Consider the following 21,113-nt stretch of genomic DNA (forward strand, 5'->3'; position numbering starts at 1 on the left):
AGAAAGGAACTCAATGCAGTAATTAAAAAATTCAAACATACACATGTGGAAGAAAGTATAAGTGTTGCGGTGACGCTTGAACATTGGAAAGAAGAAATACTCAACTCTTTTACATGGATAAATGACAGACGTATATCTAATGGACCATGTGAAGGTAAAAACAATTATGTAAAGAAGATCTTATCCAATGCAAATGGTATGTCCAATTTTCAACGTGCAAGAAACAGAATCCTATATTCTCAAAACAAATATGAAACTTACACAATGAATGAACATACAGACAGAATAAAACGTATAGGCAATCCTAGAGGAGCCTACAAAAAATAAAATAAAAATAGAAAACAAATAAAAGGAGGAACACCAGGACCAGACATCATCCTAATTTTCCTCTTAAAAAAGCACTGAATATTTTAGAGGGAATACTGATTCCACATCAATATCCCCCTTAATAATTTAGAGCGAATTTCGCTAAAGCACTCGATTATTTAGAGCGCCCTACTTTTAGTTCTTAGAAAATTCCAATAATTCTAAATCTTTATTTTTATCTTGAGCCCATCTTACGCCCCAATCATTAGTGAACAATAATAATGGTTGCCCTTTTAAATCTTGAACTTTTCTTGTATCAGATGAAAGATTTAATGATTTTAAATCAGTTCCTTCTTTGACCCATCTTATATATTGATAAGGTAGAGGAGATTTATAAATTTCAACATTGTATTCATTCTTTAAACGATGTTCTAAAACTTCAAATTGTAAAACACCAACAACTCCTACAATAATTTCTTCCATACCGCCACCTAATTCAGTAAAGATTTGGATTGCTCCTTCTTTTGCAATTTGTTCAACCCCTTTAACAAATTGTTTTCTTTTCATCGTATCTTTATTACGAATCATTGCAAAATGCTCTGGTGCAAATGTTGGAATTCCTTCAAAAGCAAAATGCTTTTTACCTGTTGTAATAGTATCTCCAATAGAGAAAATACCTGGATCAAAAACACCAATGACATCTCCTGCATAAGCTTCATTTACTTCACTACGTTCATCTGCCATTAATTGTTTTGACTGATTTAATTTGATTTTTTTCTTACCTTGATAATGATAAACTTCCATTCCTTTTTCAAATTTACCAGAACAAATTCTAAAGAATGCCATTCTATCACGATGTCTAGCATTCATGTTCGCTTGAATTTTGAAAACAAAAGCTGAGAAATTTTCTTGATAAGGATCAATCACTTCACCATCTGCCATTCTAGGAGTTGGTGGGGTTGTCATATTTAAGAAATGTTTTAAAAATGGTTCAATCCCAAAGTTAGTAAGAGCCGATCCAAAACATACAGGTGATAACGTACCAGCACGTACAGCTTCTAAACTAAATTCATTTCCTGCCATATCTAATAATTCAATATCTTCTTGTAATTTATCATAAAGTTCATCTTCCACATACTCTTTTAATTTTGGATCATCTGCTTTTAAAATTTCTGTTTCAACTTCTTTTTTTCCACCATCTACAGGAATAAAACGAATGACTTCTTGATCATTTCTTTCATAAACTCCTGCAAAACGTTTTCCAGAACCAATTGGCCAGTTAACAGGACAAGTTTCAATTCCTAATTCTTGTTCAATTTCTTCCATTAATTCATAAGGATCTCTTGCTTCTCTATCCATCTTATTAATAAAAGTGAAAATTGGAATATGTCTCATTGTACATACTTTAAATAACTTACGTGTTTGATCTTCGACCCCTTTACTCGCATCAATGACCATGACTGCACAATCCGCTGCCATTAAAGTACGATATGTATCTTCTGAGAAGTCTTGATGCCCTGGAGTATCAAGAATATTAATACAATATCCTTGGTAATTAAATTGTAATACTGAAGAGGTAACTGAAATCCCTCTTTGTTTTTCAATTTCCATCCAGTCACTTGTCGCATGCTTACTATTTTTCTTTCCTTTAACAGTTCCTGCTTGTTGGATGGCTCCTCCATAGAGTAAGAACTTTTCTGTTAAAGTTGTTTTACCAGCATCCGGATGGGAAATAATCGCAAATGTTCTTCTTTTTTCTATTTGTTGTCTTAAATCTTCCATTGCATCCTCCCATAATTTATATTTATTTTTTTATCTTTTATTTCAACAGTACAATTATTACCACAAAATGAACAGAATTACTACTATTATTTAATAAAAAAGAAAGCCCACTCCCTATAATTACCTCTTTTAAATAATATATAATAGAAATCTTTTTTACTAATTAAAAAGTGGGGAGCAATCCCCACAGATCATTAAAATACAAAATTTCCATTTTCAAAGATTTTTACATGACTGCCATCTTCTAAAATACCATCAATCATTAAATCTTCTGTCCCCATCATAAAATCAACATGAACTAAAGAATCATTGACCCCTTTTTCAAACAATTCTTTTTTATCCATATCAATCCCACCTTTAATACATTCAGAAAATCCAATACCTAAAGCCATATGACATGAAGCATTTTCATCATATAAAGTATTATAAAATAATGTTTTTAATTCATTAATTGGTGAATGATAAGGAATTAAAGCAACTTCACCTAAATGTTTACTTCCTTCATCACTATCAATAATTCCTTTTAAAACCTCATATCCTTCTTTAGCTCCAAAATCAATCACTTGACCATCTTTAAAACGTAAATAAAATTCATCAACAATATTTCCACCATAACTTAAAGGTAAAGAACTAAAAACAATTCCTTCTACATCATCCTTATTAGGTGATGTAAAGATTTCTTCTGTTGGTATATTAGGAAAATTATAAACACCATTTTTTAAATAACTTCCCCCACCAGCAAATAAATAATCATCATTCAAACCAATTGTAATTTCAGTCCCTTTACTATTTTTATAATAAAGTTTCTTTAAATTTAGACCATTTAAATAATTAACACGTTTTTCAAAAGAACGACGATGTTGATTCCATAATTCGACAGGATCATGTTCATCATCAATCTTAGCTGCTTTAAAAATAGCATTCCATAAACTATCTAACGCTTCTTGATTTGACATATCAGGATAAACTTTATTCGCCCATTTTTGCGTAGCTCCACCTACGATACACCAAGCATTTGTCATATTATCGGATAAATCAAAATATGTCTTACATGCCTTTTTAACTGCTCTTTGCCAATTAGAAATCTTTTTAGGTTCAATACCTGCAAGCATTTCAGGATCTTCATCATCAACATAAAGAAAACAAGCATTCATTAACGCATAATCATTTCTAAAAGATGAAAACCAAGTAGGTACGTGATTAAAATCTTCTACTTCCATATTTTCATATTTCATACGTGTGACTTCTTCATCACTATAATGAACAACAACTTCTTTAGCACCTACAAGATAAGCTTGTTTAGTAACCTCTCTTACAAGTTGATAACTTTCAATAGATGCACTAATGACAACGGTTTGTTTTTCTTGAACATTCAAACCTGATTGAACAATTAATCTTGCATATTTTTCTAATTTTGTTTCAAAACTCATTTTTCCACCTCTAATTTATCTAATTCCTTTTGTGCTTCAAGATATCCTTCTTGAAGTGCTAATTGATAATATTCTTTAGCTTTTTCTAAATCTTTAGAAATACCATCACCATAATGATACATATAACCTAGCATAAAGCTTGCTTTTGAATAATGATAATGACTAGCTTGTTGATAATATTGCATTGCTTTATGCTTATCTTCTTTTTGTCCTATCCCATAAAAGAACCATCTACCTAAATGATAAAAACCTTCTCTATTTTGTTTTTGACAAGCTAATAAATAATATTCATAAGCCATCTGATAATCTTTTTCTACATAAATTCCATTTTCTAAATAATAAGCATATTTTACAAGTGCTGGTGAATAACCTTTTTTTGCACTTCTTAAAAGATAATCAAGCATTTCCTCTTTACTGACTTCTATTCCTTGTTCACCATAAAGTGCTAATTGATACAAAGACTGTTCCTCATCTTCTTTTAAAATTGCTAATTTAAAATGTTGAATTGCTTGTTGATCATCGTGTTTTTCTTTAAAATACTGTCCTATTAAATAAGCTGCAACAGGATACTGATCTTCTATTTTAATTAAGCCAGCAATTCCTTTTTCCTTATCCTGTAAAACACCCTTTCCTTCTAAATAACAAACACCTAAATAATAAAACGCTTCTCTTTCTCCAAGATTGGCTGCTTTTTGATAAGCTTCAAAAGACTTCTTTTCATCTTTAACAGTTCCAATTCCTTGACCATAGTAATAAGCCACAGCCAACGTTGATTGTCCATCTCCTTGATGACTCGCTTTTAAATACCAATAAAAACTATTTTTTTCACTTTCTGGATATTCACTATGCATTTCATAAAAATACCCTAAACAAAATTGCGCATTCATATAGCCCATATTCGCTGCTTTTAAATAATATTCTAAAGCTTTTTGACTATCTTTTTCTATCCCTCTACCAAATTCATAACAGGTTGCCATCGCTGTGATTGCTACTTCTAAACCATCTTTTGCTGCTTCTTGATACCAATGAAAAGCTTTTGGATAATTTTCATTGCAACCGTAACCCAAATCATAAAAACGTCCTAATTTATATTTAGCAAGACTATTCCCTTCATAAGCAGCTTTTTCATAATAATGTAAAGCTCTTTGATAATCCTGTCTTGTTCCTTGACCATATTCATAACATTCACCTAGAGCACAAATCGCATCATTATGTCCTAAGGCTGCTGCTTCTTCATAACGTAAAAAAGCTTCCTCTAGATCCTGAATTACACCATACCCATTTTGTAAAAAATAAGCCGTTGAAAATAAAGATCTTGGAAATCCTTCATCGACTCCTAAAGAATAAAGTTCAAAAGCTTTTTCATAATCTTGGTCAACATCTATCCCATATTCATAAAAATAAGCAAGATTACAAGAAGCAACAACATTACCTAAATCACTTGCTAGACGATAATATGTCATGGCCATTTGATTACTTTGTTTGACCCCTTGTCCTTTTTCATACATATAACCTAACACACATAAACAATCAGAATCTTCACATTCTTCTCCTAAATGGAAACATTCTAATGCTTGATCATATTTTTTTTGGTCATAATAATATAATCCTACTTGATAATATTGATCAGGTGTTAATTCTTCTAAATCTAATTCATCATAATGATGATTATAAGTAAGTGCACATAAATCAATTCCTATCACTTGATGTTCTTCATTTTCTATCAAATATTGTTCAAATTCATGATAATCTTCATAAGTTTCCATCATCATTTGAATGGAATCTACTTGTTGTTGTAATTCATCAATACTTGCATGATGTGAATAAATAGAAATTAATTTAATATAGGCAACTGATTGTTGATAATCATCTTTTTTTACACGAATTAAAGTTTCTAATTCATAATCATTTAGAATTTCATCAATATAATAATGATGAAAAAAAGGTTCATATAAGTGAATTCTTTCTTTCATACCTTCACCCCCAATACAACTTGGAACGTTATTTCTTTTCATTTACTATTCTACTGATTTCATCAGAGAACTTTCCTAAAATAACAGTAACTTTGCCTGTAGCTTGAATAACACCACTTGCACCTAATTCTTTTAAAACATTTACTTTTACTAAATCATCATTTTCTACAAAGAAACGTACTTTACTTCCTTGACTTTGGCTCTCTTTAATATTATCAATACCCCCTAAAGCATGGATTAAAGCTTCTAAATCAATAGGAATATCTTTTAAAGTAACTTCTTTAGGTTTTTTATTTTTTAATACCTTTGCAAAAATAAACCATACTCCAACAATTACAATAATTGCAATTAAAACATAAATAAAATAATCTGACATATCTATTTCCTTTCTTAATAAACATTTTCTTTTATGATATATTTATAGTATACTATAAATCACTAGGGGTGACAAAATGAAAAAATATTTAGATTCTACAATTTGTTGGCCACTTGCCATCATTTTATTTATTCTATGTCTTATTAGTTGTTATACAATTAAATGTGCAGCTGGTTATATTACTTATCCCAATCCTACAGGCTATTGGAGTAAACAACTCCTTTATTATATGATTGGTGTCGGTTTGATTTTTTTAATCAATCGTTTTGGAAATGATCGAATTTATTCGGGAATGTGGATTTTTTATGGAATCTTGATTGTCTTTTTAGTCGGTCTTGTTATTCAAAGATTTGCTATTTATAAATTAGGAATGCATATCATTCCCTTTGCAAAAGATCTAAATGGTGCCACATCATGGTATAACTTTCCAGGATTTTCATTCCAACCTTCTGAATTTATGAAAGTTGTAATGATTATATGTATGTCTAAAACTGTTTCTTTACATAATGAAAAATATTTAATTCATACATTTGATACCGATTTACAGTTAATTGGTCGTGTAGCAGCTATTTCTCTACCACCAATGATTCTAACTTATTTACAAAATGATGCTGGTGTTACTTTGATTATGGCTTTTTCAGTGGTTGTTATTTTATTTGCATCAGGAATTAATAAGAAATGGTATATTGTAGGATTTGCTTGTTTAGCAGTTGTTCTTGTGATTTTTACTTACTTATTTATTTATCGTCAAGATATATTTTCTTCAATTATCACAGGACATAAACTTGATCGTTTTTATGGCTGGGTCGATCCTGAAGGAACTTATCAAAATCAAGGATACCAACTTTATAATGCGATGATGGCTTATGGAACAGCTGGGCTTTTTGGTCATGGATTTGACACAGTGATTATTTCTTTACAAGAAGCTCATACAGACTTCATCTTTTCTGTTATTACTTTAGGCTTTGGATTCGTGGGAGCCATCATTACGCTCATTGCTATACTCGCGTTAGATGTTTGTATTTTGTATGTTGGTTTAAAAGCAACGCATCAAAGTGATAAATATTTTATTGCTGGTATTTTTGGATGTATGATTTTCCAACAATTTTGGAACATCGCTATGATTTTAGGAATACTCCCTATCACTGGTATCACATTACCGTTTCTTTCATATGGTGGGTCTTCACTTTTATCTTACATGATTGCAATTGGAATGTGTTTTGATATCCATCGCCAAACAAGTATCGCTAAATATAATCAAATAGATTAAAGCTGTAACACAAAGTACAGCTTTTTTTGTGCAAATATGTCAATTATGTTAAAATAAACCGAATTGTATAAAGAAACGGAGATTAGTATGACAAAAAAAAGAGATGGATCTTCATCAACAAAATCGTTTTTCAATTAAAATCAATAAAATACTTCAAGATAAAAAAGATAACCAACAATTTTTAAAATTAATTGCCCCTAAATATATGGGCGTTTATGTCGTTGACTTAAAAAAGATATCTTCCGTGATATTATAGGTCCTTCCTATTTTTTAAAACTTGGAAAAGAACAACATAATTGTTTTTCTGTAACAATGAAACTTTATAATAGTCTATATATTAGCGAAAACAATCAACAAAATGTTACTCAATTTATTAATTACAACACTATTATCGAAAAACTTTCTAAAGATAAAAACATTGAACAAAAATACAGAAAAAAGATGGCACACTCGTTAAAATATCTAGTGAACCCTACTCATAAGATCCTAAAGATAAAGATCTTACTATTTGGATGTTTACCAATGAAAATAGTGCAGATGCTGTCTATGGTTCATTAGATGAAGCTAGATGGTCTATGGAATGTGATGAAAATGGAAATGTCCTTTCTATTTGGTGGAATGAAGGAACTTGTCATTTAATGGGCTATGACTACGATAAAGAACACTTTCAAACATTACCTCCATTTACCCATCTTCACGATAAGATTCAACAATTGCGATAAAAGAGGTATTTGGACGACCTCTATTATTTTTTACAACTTTTACAAACATAACATCACCATCCTATACTACACAAAAAGAAATATTAGATACTATTATAAAAAAAGGATAAAAATAAAAAGACATGAACCTAAGATTATATCTTAAGTTCATGCCATTGGGAGATTAACTCTCCTTTTTATAATGTATTTTCTGATGGGTAAAAGGATGAATAAAACTAATTTCAACACTATCCAAATAAAATAAGTAATCTTCATTTGACCCATAAAGAAGATCTCCCACTAAAGGGTGACCAATAGAAGCCATATGTACTCTAATTTGATGGGTTCTTCCCGTTACTAATTTGCATTCTACAAGTGTTTGATTTTTTTTATGCATTAAAGATTTATAATACGTCTTAGCATACTTACCATGATCATCAACAATTCTTTTAATAGAATCATTACTTTTTAAAATAGGTCGATCAATAACGCCTTCCCCTTCTAAAATTCCTTCAACTAAACAATGATAAACACGTTCTACTTGTTTAATATCTTTAGAAAGCAATGCATGAGCTTGTGATGTTTTAGCAACCAACATATATCCTGATGTTTCTTTATCTAAACGATTTACTAAATGAATTGTACTTTTTAAACCAATTTGTTGATAGTAATACATTAATGCATGACATAAAGTATGGATTTGATATCTTTTAGTAGGAATACAAGGCATTTGGCTTTCTTTATCAATGATTATATAATAGTCATCTTCATAAATGATTTTTAAAGGAATATTTTCTGGTTGAATATTTGAGTTTTCTATTGGAAAAATAATTTCTAAACAGTCTCCTTTTTGAAGTAAACATCTTACTGTTTGACTTTTTCCATTGACTAAGAAATCACCTTCCCTTTTAATCCTTTTAATCATTGCTTGACTAATTGGTAATTCTTTCAAATAATCTCTTAATAAAATCGTTTGTTCAATTTGATAACTCATGAATTAATAAATGCCCTTCTAACTCTTTTAATAAAAGACATTTCTTTATATTCAATAAAACGAACAGACTTACGCCCAATCGTAATCTCAATACTTTCAACATCCTCTAATTCTAAATGAATATGATCGATTCCAATCAAAGAATGGTTAAAATGATTTCCAACTAATTTAATCGTTTGACTTTCATCTAAAATCAAACTTGAACCTAAAGAACGATATGCATTATGATGAATTCCTGCAACTTCTGTAAGTTGCATCAAAGGAATACCTGGATAAATGATAGAACCACCTAAAGATTTATTATAAGCAGTCGATCCAGAAGGAGTTGAAACACATAAACCATTCCCTCTAAAAACTTCTAATAAAACATTACCAATATACACATGAATAACCTGTGCTTGTAAACCTTGATCTAATCTTAATTCATTTAAAGCATAATATGTTTGAAAAGAGTCTTTTTTATTAATTTTAATTTCTAACATATATCTTTTCATCGTCTTAAATTGTCTAGAAGTCACATCTTTTATAAATTGATCCACTTCATCAATTTGGTAATCTGTATAAAATCCTAAGGTTCCTGTATGTATACCTACAAAACAACAATCAACATTTAAATATTGATGTACAGCTTCTAAAATAGTTCCATCTCCTCCAATTGAAATAACAAGATCTGGATTTTTTTCATCATAAATAAAAAAGTTTTGTAAACTTTCTTTAATTTTCAAAGCTGTTTTTTTAGAAAGATCATCATTTCTAACCATTAATGCATATTTCATCTTTCTTCCCTCCGTATAGATGTATTATAATATATCTAGAGCATTTAAGCAAAGAGGTATCATATGGAACATCTAGAAATTGAATTTAAAATGTTATTAAAAGAAAATATATTTAAAAAAATATTATCTGATTATAAAAATCAAATCAAAGACAGTTATCAACAAACCAATTATTATCTTTTTCATCCTCTATTGGAAAAGAAAAAATACTCACTCAGAATTAGAGAAAAAAAAGGTCATTACGAACTCACATTGAAAAGACCTTCAACTATTGGTCTGAATGAATTAAATATAGATATTAATAAAGAAATTAAAGATGCTATTTTTAATCATCAACATATCAATAATGAAATCTTTGATATTTTAGAAAAAGAAAATATTTATATCAAAGATTTAACATGTGGATATTATTTAAAAACAACACGTCATGATATTATTTTACCCGATGGTGTTTTATCCTTAGATGAAAATGAATATAACCATCATCATGATTATGAAATAGAATTTGAAGTGGAGGATTATGATCAAGGACTTCAAACATTCAAAAAAATCATTCAACCTTATCATTTAGAATATAAACAAAACTGTTTAAGTAAAATCAAACGAATGTTAGAAACATTAAAAAACGAATAAGTCACATACTTATTCGTTTTATATTTCATAGCTTTCCATAAACACACTTAAAGAAACCGACCTACCATAATAGAATCCTTGAATATAATCTGGCTTTAATAACATAATACGTTCAAGTTCTTCCTTTTCTTCTATTCCTTCAATACAAATCTTAACACCTACGCTATGAGCCATATCCACCATATGTTTTAGCAACATATTTTCATACTCATTTGAAAGTGCATTTTTCATCAATGTTCGATCTATTTTTATATAATCTGGTTTTAAATTATAAAGATAGTGGAAATTAGAATATCCTGTTCCAAAATCATCTAAAGCAAGTAAGATATTTTCTTTCTTTAAACCATTACAAAAATCAATAAAGTTTTTATTAGATTCAATAAAACCACTTTCTGTAAGTTCTATAACCAATTGATTATTTTCTATTTTATAATTTTTTATAATATTTAAAATATCATTTAATGCTGGTGTTTTTAACACTTGAACATAAGACATATTAATTTGTACTTTAATATTTGAAAACATACTTACAGCTTTTAATGATTGATCTAAAACCCATCTACCTACAGGAATAATCAAATCACTTTCCTCTAATAATGGAATAAATTCTAGTGGTGAAATTTTACCAAATTCATCACATTCAAATCTAAGCAATGCTTCCATACTATGAATCTTTTCTGTTTTCATATCAATAATTGGCTGAAAATAAACTTCAAATCCTTTAAATTGTTGGTTAACTGCTTTATGTAATTCTTTTGTTAATTTATTTTTTCTTAAAAACTCTTGATAAGCTTCCTGCTTAAAAATCGTATATGTATTTTTTCCATTTATTTTCGATTGATTTAAAGCAAATTCTGTCCATTGCATAATAGAATTATAACTTTTATTAGGATAATCATGAAAATCTAGAATACCTGCAGAAATCGTTAAATAAATATCATAATTAATAGATTCTACATAACGTGTAATACTTCTACGTATTGCTTTATAAAGATCTCTTGCATCTTCTTTACTGCCAACAACATCCATCACAATAAACTCATCAGCGACAATCCTATAAAGTTGTTGATTTTTAGTTAATAACTTTTTAATACAATTTCCAACTTGTTTTAAAGCAACATCTCCATATTTTACACCGAAATTTTCATTAATATTTTTAAAATCATCAATATCAATTCTTAAAATAAAACCTTGATTAATATCTTCATGAATTGGATAAATCAAATTCTTAAAACTCATTTCACCTAACAAACCACTATCATTATCCGCAACTTGTCTTTTTCCAATTTCATTAATACAGCCAATAATATATTTAACATTCCCATCACGATCCTTAATCGATTTACTTCGACAGTTGATCCAAATAGGAATACCGTCTTTTCCAATCCAACGATATTGTAAATTATGAAAACTCTTTTTACCTGAAACCATTTTATTCATATCAGATAATAACATTTCTAAATCATCTTTATATACAAATTTTTTATGTGCTGGTAAAGAATCACTAAACTCATAGCTTGGTATATTAAATCTTTTCATAGCATGTGGGGAAATAAAATAATTATCTCGATCAATATCCATCACAAATAAATAATCATCAATACATTGATCTAAAATAAGTATAATTTCTTTATACGTCTTTATAGCCTTTGCATCTAATCTATCCATAAATACCCCTTCTTTTTATACTAGTAATAATAATGATAATGATTTTTCTTTTTTAAAAAAGCATTTACAATTAATAAAATAATACCTACAAAGAAATAACTAGCTCCACATATATACATATATTTAATAGAAGTTAATTGAATTGTCATTGTAGAAGATGCCATTGCTGTTAATCCTAAAATTATCGTAAAAGAAATCAAGAATGTCATAATTCCACAAACCATATAACTTACTGATAAACATTTTGTAATCAATCTCTCTTGAACTGAAATAAAAATAAGATAGGCTGTAGAAATAACTAATAAAATAGCACTCACAATAATATGTGTAGAATTTTTAAAGCTATATACTTTCTTTACGATCTTATATGTTTCTCCAGATTGTTCCATCGTATTTTCTACTCGACTTAATACTTTATCTTGTAAACCTTGTAAATCCATTTGATTGATAGCTTGATCATAAAGTGTTGTAAACGTTTCTTCATTTATTGAAGGATTCAAAATAGAATATACCTCATCTTTTTTATCTTCTAAAACTTGCTTTAATAAAGTTTCATCTAGAGTAGATGATTGATTATTTAAAACAGTATCAATATATTCATTAACAAGTTCTTGCGTTTTTTCATCTTGTTGTAAAGAAGAAACAAGTGCTTGACTTTGGCTTTCGTCCATATTCATCATACTTAAAACATTTTGACAAGTATCTTCTAAAGCATTTGTTACAGCCGTTGATTTAACAACTGTTGGTACCATATCATTAATAATCAAATGATTCATAAATAATGAAATTGCTAGATAAAAACATGAACAAATTAAAATAAGTGTCATTATAACTTTTAATATTTTTTTCATATTGTCTCCTAAAAAAGAATCAATCTAATGGCTTGATTCCTTTTCTCTATCCCTTTCATATTCTTTTTTAAAATTCAAACAATCTTTATTGCTGAATTGTGGACAACGATCCATATCATGACATTCAGCTAACTTTCTAAGTTCTTTAGGAATAAAGACTCTTATTTCTTCAGCATTGTAACCAACTTGAAATCTTCTTTCATCAATCATAATTGGTCTTTTTAAAACTGATGGATTTTCCTGTATAAACTTAATTAAATCATTGATTTTCATTGAATCAATGTCAATATCATTTTCTTTAATAATTTTGCTTCTTTTGGAAATAATATCATCCGTACCATTTTCACTACGTTCTAATAATTCTCGAAGTTCTGATTCTTTTAATAAAGTAGAAAAAATATTCTTTTCTACATAAGGTATTTGATTTTCATTTAACCAAGATTTTACTTTTCTACAAGAAGCACAACTTGGGGCGGTATATATACGTATCATACAATCACTCCTTTGTAAATAATTATACAACAATTTTAAACTTTGTATATCTTTTTTTAAATATCTTGATTTTTATAGATGAGCTCATTATAATGTTTTTAAAGACTTTGAAGGAACATAAGTAAATTATATTAAATGTTATAGAAAGCTTATGGTTGATGGAAATAAGCCATTGGTATAATAGAAATTGGGGTTCTGGAGTTACAAAAGGCACAAGTCTTTTGTCGCTAATCGCGTTAAAATCAAGAGCGTATATTTTATACGAATTAAGGTGGTACCGCGTTTATAACGTCCTTTTTTAAGGACGTTTTTTATTTTAAGGAGGAAAATTTATGAAAAGAATGTTGAGTGGCATCAAGCCAACAGGAAGAGTAACTTTAGGAAATTATATAGGAGCTATCAAACCTTTTGTTTCTTATCAAGATGAATATGAAATGATTGTTTTTGTTGCTAACTTACACAGTATGACAATTTATCAAGAACCAAAGGATTTAAGAAAAAATACAAAAGATTTGATTTCTTTATATTTAGCAGCTGGATTAGATCCTAAAAAAGTCACACTATTTTTACAATCTGATGTTTTAGAACATGCTCAACTTGGTTGGTATTTAGGATGTATGGTGTCAATGGGTGAATTATCACGTATGACTCAATATAAAGATAAAGCAAGCAAACTTAAAAAAGATGAATCTATTGGAGCTGGTATTTTTAATTATCCTTCATTAATGAATGCTGATATTTTAATTTATGATCCAGATTATGTCCCAGTTGGTGAAGATCAAAAACAACATTGTGAACTTGCTAGAGATATTGCTGAAAGATTTAATAATCGTTATAGTGAAACTTTCAAATTACCTGAACCACTTGTTCCAAAAGTAGGTGGACGTATTATGGACTTACAAAATCCTACAAAGAAAATGTCTAAATCTGATGAAACAGGTAAAGGATGTATTTATATTTTAGATGATATTAATATTTCTAAAAAGAAAATCATGTCTGCTATCACTGATAGTGATAACGCTATTTACTATGATGTTAAAAATAAACCTGGTATTTCAAACTTACTTACTATTTATTCTATTTTAAGTGGTGAATCTATTGATGCACTTGTAGAACGTTATCAAGGTGTTGGTTATGGTCAATTTAAAAAAGATCTAGCTGAAGTTGTAGGTAATGAGTTACAAAAAATCCATGATAAATATAATGAAATCAATCAAGGTAACTATATCGATACAATTTTAAATGAAGGTGCTGATAAAGCACGTTATATGGCAAGAAAAAAACTTGCGAAAGTTGAAAGAAAAATAGGAATTACAATTAAGAAATAAGCATTGCTTATTTCTTTTTGTATTCCTTTTTAGTAAATTCATAGAATAGGATTTCATGTATAAATGTATAGCCCTTAGCTATTTTATTTTTTAAATGATTATATTTTTGGATACTTTGTGCATCTTCGATATTTAACTGTCTACATAACATCAAAAAATCATCATAATTTTCCATATAAAGTTCATCAATTCTTTGTTCAATAAATTGCTTTTTTAACCTTTCCTCTCTTGTTAGACCATATTCTTTCATTTCTCCTTCATCATACATTTGATAATGAATATTAGACAGTTCTAAAGCAGCAATCTTTTTATTCATTTTATCACGATCACAAAAATCAAAAACACTTCGATAACAAAGCTTTCCTTGATCATCTGTTTCAATCGCTAAAGCATAATGACCATCTCCTATTGCAAATACTTTTTGACACAACTTTTGATCAAAAATGTGTAAACATCCATAAATAAAATCATGGAGTGTTTTTTGATCTACTTTAAAACATGAAAGTGTTGAAATGATTTCGATATCATCACCATTTGACCATTCATATGGCTCTAATAGTTCTTCATCTTCTTTAACCCAATTAACAATCATTTTCTTCCTCCTTTTTCTTTATTATATGTCATCTCCATTAAAAAAATGTTTTTGTATATTTTTATAATATTTTCATATATAATGGGTGACGAGGTGAAATTATGAGTTTAATTAAAGATATTATTGTCTATGCAATCTTAGGTGCTATTCAAGGTTTTAGTGAACCTATTCCTATCTCAAGTAGTGGACATTTAGTTTTATTCCAAAGTATTTTTGAAAAACTTGGTTTAATGGTTCCACAAATGAATGATGTTACTTTTGAAGTTATTGTTAATACTGGTTCGCTCATTGCTATCATGTTTTATTATCGCCAAGATATTATTCGTTTAATCAAATCCTTTTTCGGGTATATTGCTAAACCTCAAGAAAGAGATGAACTATTACCTGATTTTAGATTTTGTATGTTATTAATTGTTGCTACAATTCCTGCAGCAATTGGTGGTGTTCTTTTTAATGATTATATTGAACATGCTTTCTCTAATCCTAAATTAGTAGGTTGTTGTTTACTTTTAACTTCTTGTTTTTTAATGCTTATTCACAAATTTGGATATAAAGGAAAAAGAACAACAAAAAACATGAATTTATGGGATGCATTAAGAATGGGATTTTTCCAATTACTTGCTTTACTTCCTGGGGTTTCTCGTAGTGGATCAACACTTACTGGTGGAATGCTTGGTGGTCTTGATCAAAAAGCAGCAAGAGATTTCTCTTTCTTTATGTTTATGCCGGTAAGCTTTGGAGCAATCATTTTAAAACTTAAACATTTTTTAACAAGTTCAACTGTCGCTGCATTATGGCTTCCATATTTAATCAGCTTTATTGTCAGTGGAATCGTTACTTATTTAGCACTTAATTTATTGTTTAGTATTTTAAATAAAAGAAAATTGAATTATTTTTCTTACTATTGTTTTATAGTAGGAATTATTGCAATTCTTTTCTTATAATATACAAAAAAGAGATTTCAAAAACGAAATCTCTTTTTTAATTATTTTTTAGCGATAACTTCTACTTCAATTAAAGCCCCTTTAGGAAGTTTAGCAACTTCTACAGCAGATCTTGCTGGATAAGGTTCTACAAAGTATTCAGCATAAATACCATTTACTGTTGTAAAATCATCCATGTTATCTAAAAAGACAGTTGTTTTAACAACATTTGAAAATGATAATCCTTGGCTATCTAATAATCCTTTCACATTTTTTAAAGCTTGATGAGCTTGTGCTTCGATTCCTTCTGGCATTTCACCTGTACTTGGTACTAGAGGAATTTGTCCTGAGAAAAAATACATATCCCCTACTTGTATTCCTTGACTGTATGGACCAATAGCTCCTGGAGCTTGATCTGTTTTCACTACATTTTTCATTTTTTAATCCTCCTTGCCATATAATTATAACAAACTCTTCATATATTAAAATGATAAAGTTGTATTTTTTTTATGAAAAAGTATAATTATTGAAAAGGATGTGTTTTTATGAAATATGGATTAGTTTTATCAGGTGGCGGTTCTAAAGGAGCTTATGAATCAGGATGCATGAAAGCGTTACAAGAATTAGGATATCATTTTGATATTGTTACTGGTACGTCTATTGGTGCTTTAAATGGGCTACTTGTAGCTCAAGAAGATTATCAAAAGCTTTATGAATTATGGGATACTTTATCATTAGAAAAGGTTTTAAAGCATCCTATTCAATTTGATTTTTCAATTGAAAATCTAATGAACAATTCTTCTAACATAGGTCCTTTTTTAAAGTCCTATCTTGATAAAAAAGGTGCTGATATTGAACCACTTGTTCAATTAATCAAAGGTCTTTATAATGGCAAAAAAGCGAAAAGTTCACCTATCAAATATGGTTTATGCACTGTTGCTTTTCCTTCTATGAAACCATTAGAAATCACAGTAGATGATATGAGCGAAGATAACATTGTAGAATATGCTATTGCTTCAGCCTCATGTTTTCCTGCATTTCCTATTCATTATATAGATAAGCAAGGATATATTGATGGCGGATATTATGATAATTTACCTATCTCTCTTGCTTTAAAAATGGGAGCACAAAAAATTATTGCAATTGAACTCAATCAAGAAGCGACCCATCCCTATTTATTACATCGTGAAAATATCACTTTTATTAGACCGTCTAAGCATTTAGGTGGCTTTCTTGATTTTAATCGAGAGCTATTGGATCAAAGAATACGCTTAGGTTATCTTGATACTTTAAAAACATTTAAAAAATTAAAAGGGCATCGTTTTGCTTTTTATCCTGAAGAAAATATTCAAGAAATAGCTTTATCTTTTCATAATCAAATTTTAAACTATGAAAATCAATACAATCATCATTTACTTACAATTTCTAATGAAACACCTATTCTTGATTTATTAAAAGAAAATACGTATTTAGATTACTTAAAATTAGAAGATTATTTTATCTTAGGTTTAGAACTTTATATGAGTGAACATGATTACGATGATTTAAAGGTTTATCATTTTAAAGATATTATTCAAGACATCAAAAATCAAATTAAACCTGATTTAAGAGAAATAGAAAGAATTGATTTTAAAAATATCGCCCAATCTTTTAAGGATCTCACAAATCATCAAATTCTTAAAAATTACTTATCTTATTTTATAAATAAAAAAGAAGAACACTTAAATTATGAAAATCTTTTCTTAAAAGAATTTGTCCTAGCGATGTTTATTACTTGTGTCTTAAGCTATGAAGTCTCATAGCTTTTTTTGACATCAATGCTGTTTTTCTATAAACTAGTACTGATAGAAAGTTGGAATATTATGAAAAATATATTAAAAGTCATTTTATGTGTTCTTGTTTGTTACATAGCAATCGGACTTGGCTGGATGACAAAAGACATCATTATTCATGAAAACGGTAAAGATGGAATTGCTATCTTAGGATATCATGGTGTCGTAAGTGAACAAGAAAAAAAAGAAAACTATGCATCAAATCCTTATTTTATGTCTATAAGTGAATTTGAAAAACAAATGAAATATTTAGCGGATAATAATTATCAATGCCTATCCATGGAAGATGTTGAAGCCTATTATCATGGAAAAAAAGAAGTATCTAAAAAAGCTGTATGTTTAACTTTTGATGATGGATATAAAAACTTTAACACTATTGTTAAACCTATTATAAAAAAATATAATTTGCAAGCTACAAACTTTGTCATTGGTTATAAAACAAAAACCAATAACCTACTTTACTTACAAACAAATGATTTGAAAAATGATCAATATGTTGAATACTACAGTCATTCTTATGATATGCACCATATTGGCCATTTACCCTATAAAAAGAAAATAGAAACCATGACAACAAATGAAATAAAAAGAGACTTTGAAAAAAACAAAGGCCTTGTTTCAACAGATTACTTTGCCTTTCCATATGGTGTCAGTTGTCAAAATGCGCAAGATTATCTCAAATCAAGTTCTGTTAAACTAGCCTTTAGTTACAATCAAAATAGACATATGACACGCAATGATAAACAATATTTGCTTCCACGTTATCTTATGTTTTCTAATATGCCCTTCCCCCTATTTAAATGGTGGATAGAATAAAAGAACTATACGAATGAATCGTATAGCTCTTTTAATTGATAATTTTTAAAACATCTTCTTCACTATTGATGTTAAAGATATTTAATGTAAGAACATTTAATTTTTCTAGCGATGTATTTGTGAGTTGTTTTTCTAAAGGACTTGATAAAGTTCCTAGTTTCACTTTAAGCAGTTCTTTTAAAGAATTGAGTTTTCCTTTTTCAAATCCAATAGTTTCTCCTTTCTCCATTCCTTGATTTTCAAATCTTTGAAATAATTGATCCATTGCCTTACACATATTGATTTCATCTCCTTCTGGTAAATCTTCTCTTCTAATATTTGCACGTGTAAATGTTGCAGCCATCATGAAGCTTTCTGTTTCAATTTTACGATTTTCTCTTAATCCTTCATAACTTCCTGCAAACATACTTTGACTAATTTCTACGACATCTCTTTATCTTCGATTCGTAAGCTTTCTTGCATCCATTGTTTTAAGGTCGATAACAGGTAGTCTCCAATCATTGATATAAGGTTCCATCTCTGATGGTATACTTTTCAATGTTTCTTTTAATGTTTCTGGCAACTTCCATTCTTCATCTCCCGTATAGAACACAAAGCTTCCTACTGGATAGACTTCTTTTTTACTTTCAACTTGATTGATATAAGTCGTTGCATCATAGTTGAGTATGCGAAAAATCATATTTTTATCAAAAGTGCTTTGGTGTTCAATTCCGATAATCACATAATCTCCATGGATACCTGCTTTTCTTACGACATCCCGATATCTTTTGATCTCTGTTGGATCATCTACATTTCCTATCAAGGTCGACAGATCATTTTCTCTTGAAACAAGTTCTTCGGGTTTAATAATCTGTCTTCCTTGAAAAAAAGCATAATTACAGAGATCGGCAAAGCATCCTTCATCTCTAAGTAGTTTTTTACAGGCACTATCACTGGTATTTCTTTATTTAATGCACATCCTCTTTCCTCCTTATATGATTTTTTATATTAAGGTTTCATACATCGCTTTTTATTTTTATTTTTTATAATATTTATAAGGAGTTTTCTGATTTAATTGTATCATATGCTTAAAGATAATTCGTCTCATATTTGTTTCATATTTGTCTCATTTCTATTATCATTTTATCTTTTTCTTTTCCTTCTTTCAATAGACAAATAGTCTAAAAAAAGAAGTCCTTTAGGACTTCTTGAAATACGTTTATAAAGTTTTATTTAATCACTCTTACATTAATAATTCCTTCAGCTGCTTCGATACGTTCAATAATATCTAGACGTACATCATCATTTGTATCAATTAATGTATAAGCATAATCCCCACGAGAACGGTTCACCATATTTTCTATATTTAAGTTGTGATCAGCAAATAATTTAGAAATACGTGCCAAGATATTTGGCATATTTTTATTGGTAATACATAGTCTTACTTTTGATTCTCTTGGTTGATTAACAGCTGGGAAATTCACAGAATTTTTAATATTTCCATTTTCTAAGAAATCTTTTAATTCTTGAACCGCCATTTTCGCACAGTTATCTTCACTTTCAGGAGTAGAAGCTCCTAAGTGAGGTAATACAATAATATTATCTTTTCCAATTAATTCTTGTGAAGCAAAATCAGTTATATATTTACTTAATTTACCTGATTCAACTGCTTCTAATAAATCCTCGTTTACAACTAAATCCCCTCTAGCAAAGTTCAATAAACGTGCTCCGTCTTTCATTAATGCAAACTTTTCTTTATTTAACATACCCTTTGTATCTTTAGTACTTGGTACATGGACAGTAATATAGTCACATGTTTTAAATATTTCATCCATATCTTTTGCTTGACGTACATGTTTTGATAAAGCCCAAGCAGAATTGACAGACATAAATGGATCATATCCATAAACTTCCATTCCTAGTTTATTAGCTGCATTTGCAACTAAAACTCCAATAGCACCTAGACCAATGACCCCTAATTTTTTACCTTCGATTTCAGGCCCTACAAAGTTTGATTTTCCTTTTTCTGCTGTCTTTCCTACATTTTCATCATCCTTTAAAGTATTGGCCCATTCAATACTTTCAACGATCTTACGACTTGATAAAAATAAAGCACATAAAACAAGTTCTTTTACCGCATTCGCATTTGCCCCCGGTGTATTAAAAACAACAATTCCTTTTTCTGAACATTTTTCAACAGGAATGTTATTGACCCCCGCACCAGCTCTCGCAATCGCTTTAACATTTTTTGTAAATTCATATTCATGTAAAGATGCACTTCTAAGTAAAATAGCATCTTCATTTTCTAACGTTTCCCCATATTCATAATCTTCATTAAAATAATCCAATCCTACTGAAGATATTTTATTCATCAATTTAACCTTATACATA

At 28.9% G+C, this 21,113-nt stretch carries 22 protein-coding genes and 1 other annotated feature; of the genes, 8 read left to right on the plus strand and 14 right to left on the minus strand.

Annotation, left to right across the window (positions count from 1 at the left end; genetic code table 11):
* Positions 1-327, plus strand: a 327-nt coding sequence (locus C7U54_RS12005) for a transposase (protein WP_146137638.1), incomplete at its 5' end; no start/stop codon positions are given.
* 174 nt (positions 328-501) lie between these two features.
* Here the strand turns inward: C7U54_RS12005 and C7U54_RS12010 are convergent.
* The 4 genes from C7U54_RS12010 to C7U54_RS12025 form a co-directional block, all read right to left on the minus strand.
* On the minus strand, positions 502-2,088 hold the full coding sequence (locus C7U54_RS12010; RefSeq protein ID WP_107030458.1) for a peptide chain release factor 3: 1,587 nt from the start codon (positions 2,086-2,088) through the stop codon (positions 502-504).
* Between the two features lie 194 nt (positions 2,089-2,282).
* Entirely contained in the window at positions 2,283-3,518 is a 1,236-nt protein-coding gene (locus tag C7U54_RS12015; protein ID WP_022000669.1) for an aminopeptidase, read from the minus strand.
* The gene (locus C7U54_RS12020) at positions 3,515-5,491 is read right to left on the minus strand and encodes a tetratricopeptide repeat protein (protein ID WP_162297519.1); all 1,977 of its coding nucleotides are present in this window, start codon (positions 5,489-5,491) and stop codon (positions 3,515-3,517) included. The genes C7U54_RS12015 and C7U54_RS12020 overlap by 4 nt, the downstream gene beginning before the upstream one ends.
* Before the next feature lie 28 nt (positions 5,492-5,519).
* Entirely contained in the window at positions 5,520-5,867 is a 348-nt protein-coding gene (locus C7U54_RS12025) for a hypothetical protein (protein WP_022000671.1), read from the minus strand.
* A gap of 76 nt (positions 5,868-5,943) precedes the next feature.
* Here C7U54_RS12025 and C7U54_RS12030 point away from each other — a divergent pair, with 76 nt between their 5' ends.
* Positions 5,944-7,137, plus strand: a complete 1,194-nt coding sequence (locus C7U54_RS12030; protein WP_107030460.1) for an FtsW/RodA/SpoVE family cell cycle protein — start codon at positions 5,944-5,946, stop codon at positions 7,135-7,137.
* Between the two features lie 512 nt (positions 7,138-7,649).
* Positions 7,650-7,859: a hypothetical protein gene (locus tag C7U54_RS14475; RefSeq protein WP_117347462.1), complete on the plus strand. Its 210-nt coding sequence runs from the start codon at positions 7,650-7,652 to the stop codon at positions 7,857-7,859.
* Positions 7,860-8,022: 163 nt separating this feature from the next.
* On the opposite strand, the gene C7U54_RS12040 is transcribed toward C7U54_RS14475, so the two are convergent.
* Together C7U54_RS12040 and C7U54_RS12045 are read right to left on the minus strand one after the other, a co-directional pair.
* Positions 8,023-8,832: an RluA family pseudouridine synthase gene (locus C7U54_RS12040; protein WP_107030462.1), complete on the minus strand. Its 810-nt coding sequence runs from the start codon at positions 8,830-8,832 to the stop codon at positions 8,023-8,025.
* The gene (locus C7U54_RS12045; protein ID WP_107030463.1) at positions 8,829-9,608 is read right to left on the minus strand and encodes an NAD kinase; all 780 of its coding nucleotides are present in this window, start codon (positions 9,606-9,608) and stop codon (positions 8,829-8,831) included. Before C7U54_RS12045 ends, C7U54_RS12040 begins: the two co-directional genes overlap by 4 nt.
* Before the next feature lie 63 nt (positions 9,609-9,671).
* Here C7U54_RS12045 and C7U54_RS12050 point away from each other — a divergent pair, with 63 nt between their 5' ends.
* Positions 9,672-10,241, plus strand: coding sequence for a CYTH domain-containing protein (locus C7U54_RS12050; RefSeq protein ID WP_032089493.1), 570 nt, complete (start codon positions 9,672-9,674; stop codon positions 10,239-10,241).
* Between the two features lie 18 nt (positions 10,242-10,259).
* On the opposite strand, the gene C7U54_RS12055 is transcribed toward C7U54_RS12050, so the two are convergent.
* The 3 genes from C7U54_RS12055 to spx are packed head-to-tail and all read right to left on the minus strand — an operon-like array spanning position 10,260 to position 13,252.
* Complete coding sequence (locus C7U54_RS12055) at positions 10,260-11,909, minus strand: GGDEF and EAL domain-containing protein (RefSeq protein ID WP_107030464.1); 1,650 nt, start codon at positions 11,907-11,909, stop codon at positions 10,260-10,262.
* Positions 11,910-11,929: 20 nt separating this feature from the next.
* Positions 11,930-12,760, minus strand: coding sequence for a hypothetical protein (locus C7U54_RS12060; protein ID WP_107030465.1), 831 nt, complete (start codon positions 12,758-12,760; stop codon positions 11,930-11,932).
* Positions 12,761-12,784: 24 nt separating this feature from the next.
* The gene (gene spx, locus C7U54_RS12065) at positions 12,785-13,252 is read right to left on the minus strand and encodes a transcriptional regulator Spx (RefSeq protein WP_022001087.1); all 468 of its coding nucleotides are present in this window, start codon (positions 13,250-13,252) and stop codon (positions 12,785-12,787) included.
* 98 nt (positions 13,253-13,350) lie between these two features.
* Positions 13,351-13,551 (plus strand) — a binding site (T-box leader).
* A gap of 33 nt (positions 13,552-13,584) precedes the next feature.
* Between spx and trpS the strand changes: the two genes are divergently transcribed.
* On the plus strand, positions 13,585-14,580 hold the full coding sequence (trpS, locus tag C7U54_RS12070; protein ID WP_107030466.1) for a tryptophan--tRNA ligase: 996 nt from the start codon (positions 13,585-13,587) through the stop codon (positions 14,578-14,580).
* A gap of 7 nt (positions 14,581-14,587) precedes the next feature.
* On the opposite strand, the gene C7U54_RS12075 is transcribed toward trpS, so the two are convergent.
* A complete protein-coding gene (locus tag C7U54_RS12075) occupies positions 14,588-15,172 on the minus strand; it encodes a hypothetical protein (protein ID WP_032089489.1) in 585 nt (194 codons plus the stop codon).
* Positions 15,173-15,273: 101 nt separating this feature from the next.
* Here C7U54_RS12075 and C7U54_RS12080 point away from each other — a divergent pair, with 101 nt between their 5' ends.
* Complete coding sequence (locus C7U54_RS12080; protein ID WP_107030467.1) at positions 15,274-16,116, plus strand: undecaprenyl-diphosphate phosphatase; 843 nt, start codon at positions 15,274-15,276, stop codon at positions 16,114-16,116.
* Positions 16,117-16,157: 41 nt separating this feature from the next.
* On the opposite strand, the gene C7U54_RS12085 is transcribed toward C7U54_RS12080, so the two are convergent.
* Positions 16,158-16,532, minus strand: coding sequence for a RidA family protein (locus tag C7U54_RS12085; RefSeq protein ID WP_022000733.1), 375 nt, complete (start codon positions 16,530-16,532; stop codon positions 16,158-16,160).
* A 108-nt stretch (positions 16,533-16,640) separates the two neighbouring features.
* Between C7U54_RS12085 and C7U54_RS12090 the strand changes: the two genes are divergently transcribed.
* A complete protein-coding gene (locus tag C7U54_RS12090; protein ID WP_107030468.1) occupies positions 16,641-17,897 on the plus strand; it encodes a patatin-like phospholipase family protein in 1,257 nt (418 codons plus the stop codon).
* Positions 17,898-17,957: 60 nt separating this feature from the next.
* Positions 17,958-18,743 carry a polysaccharide deacetylase family protein gene (locus C7U54_RS12095; RefSeq protein WP_022000735.1) on the plus strand — a complete coding sequence of 262 codons (786 nt, stop codon included), beginning with the start codon at positions 17,958-17,960 and terminating at the stop codon, positions 18,741-18,743.
* A 31-nt stretch (positions 18,744-18,774) separates the two neighbouring features.
* On the opposite strand, the gene C7U54_RS12100 is transcribed toward C7U54_RS12095, so the two are convergent.
* The 3 genes from C7U54_RS12100 to C7U54_RS12110 all read right to left on the minus strand — a co-directional run bounded on the left by C7U54_RS12100 (position 18,775) and on the right by C7U54_RS12110 (position 21,112).
* Positions 18,775-19,149, minus strand: a complete 375-nt coding sequence (locus C7U54_RS12100; protein ID WP_107030469.1) for a hypothetical protein — start codon at positions 19,147-19,149, stop codon at positions 18,775-18,777.
* A gap of 27 nt (positions 19,150-19,176) precedes the next feature.
* Positions 19,177-19,545, minus strand: coding sequence for an Rpn family recombination-promoting nuclease/putative transposase (locus C7U54_RS12105; protein ID WP_162297520.1), 369 nt, complete (start codon positions 19,543-19,545; stop codon positions 19,177-19,179).
* A gap of 406 nt (positions 19,546-19,951) precedes the next feature.
* The gene (locus C7U54_RS12110; RefSeq protein ID WP_107030471.1) at positions 19,952-21,112 is read right to left on the minus strand and encodes a phosphoglycerate dehydrogenase; all 1,161 of its coding nucleotides are present in this window, start codon (positions 21,110-21,112) and stop codon (positions 19,952-19,954) included.
* Between the last annotated feature and the right edge of the window lies 1 nt (position 21,113).

The organism is Faecalibacillus intestinalis, assembly GCF_003024685.1.
Classification (GTDB): Bacteria; Bacillota_I; Bacilli_A; order Erysipelotrichales; family Coprobacillaceae; genus Faecalibacillus; species Faecalibacillus intestinalis.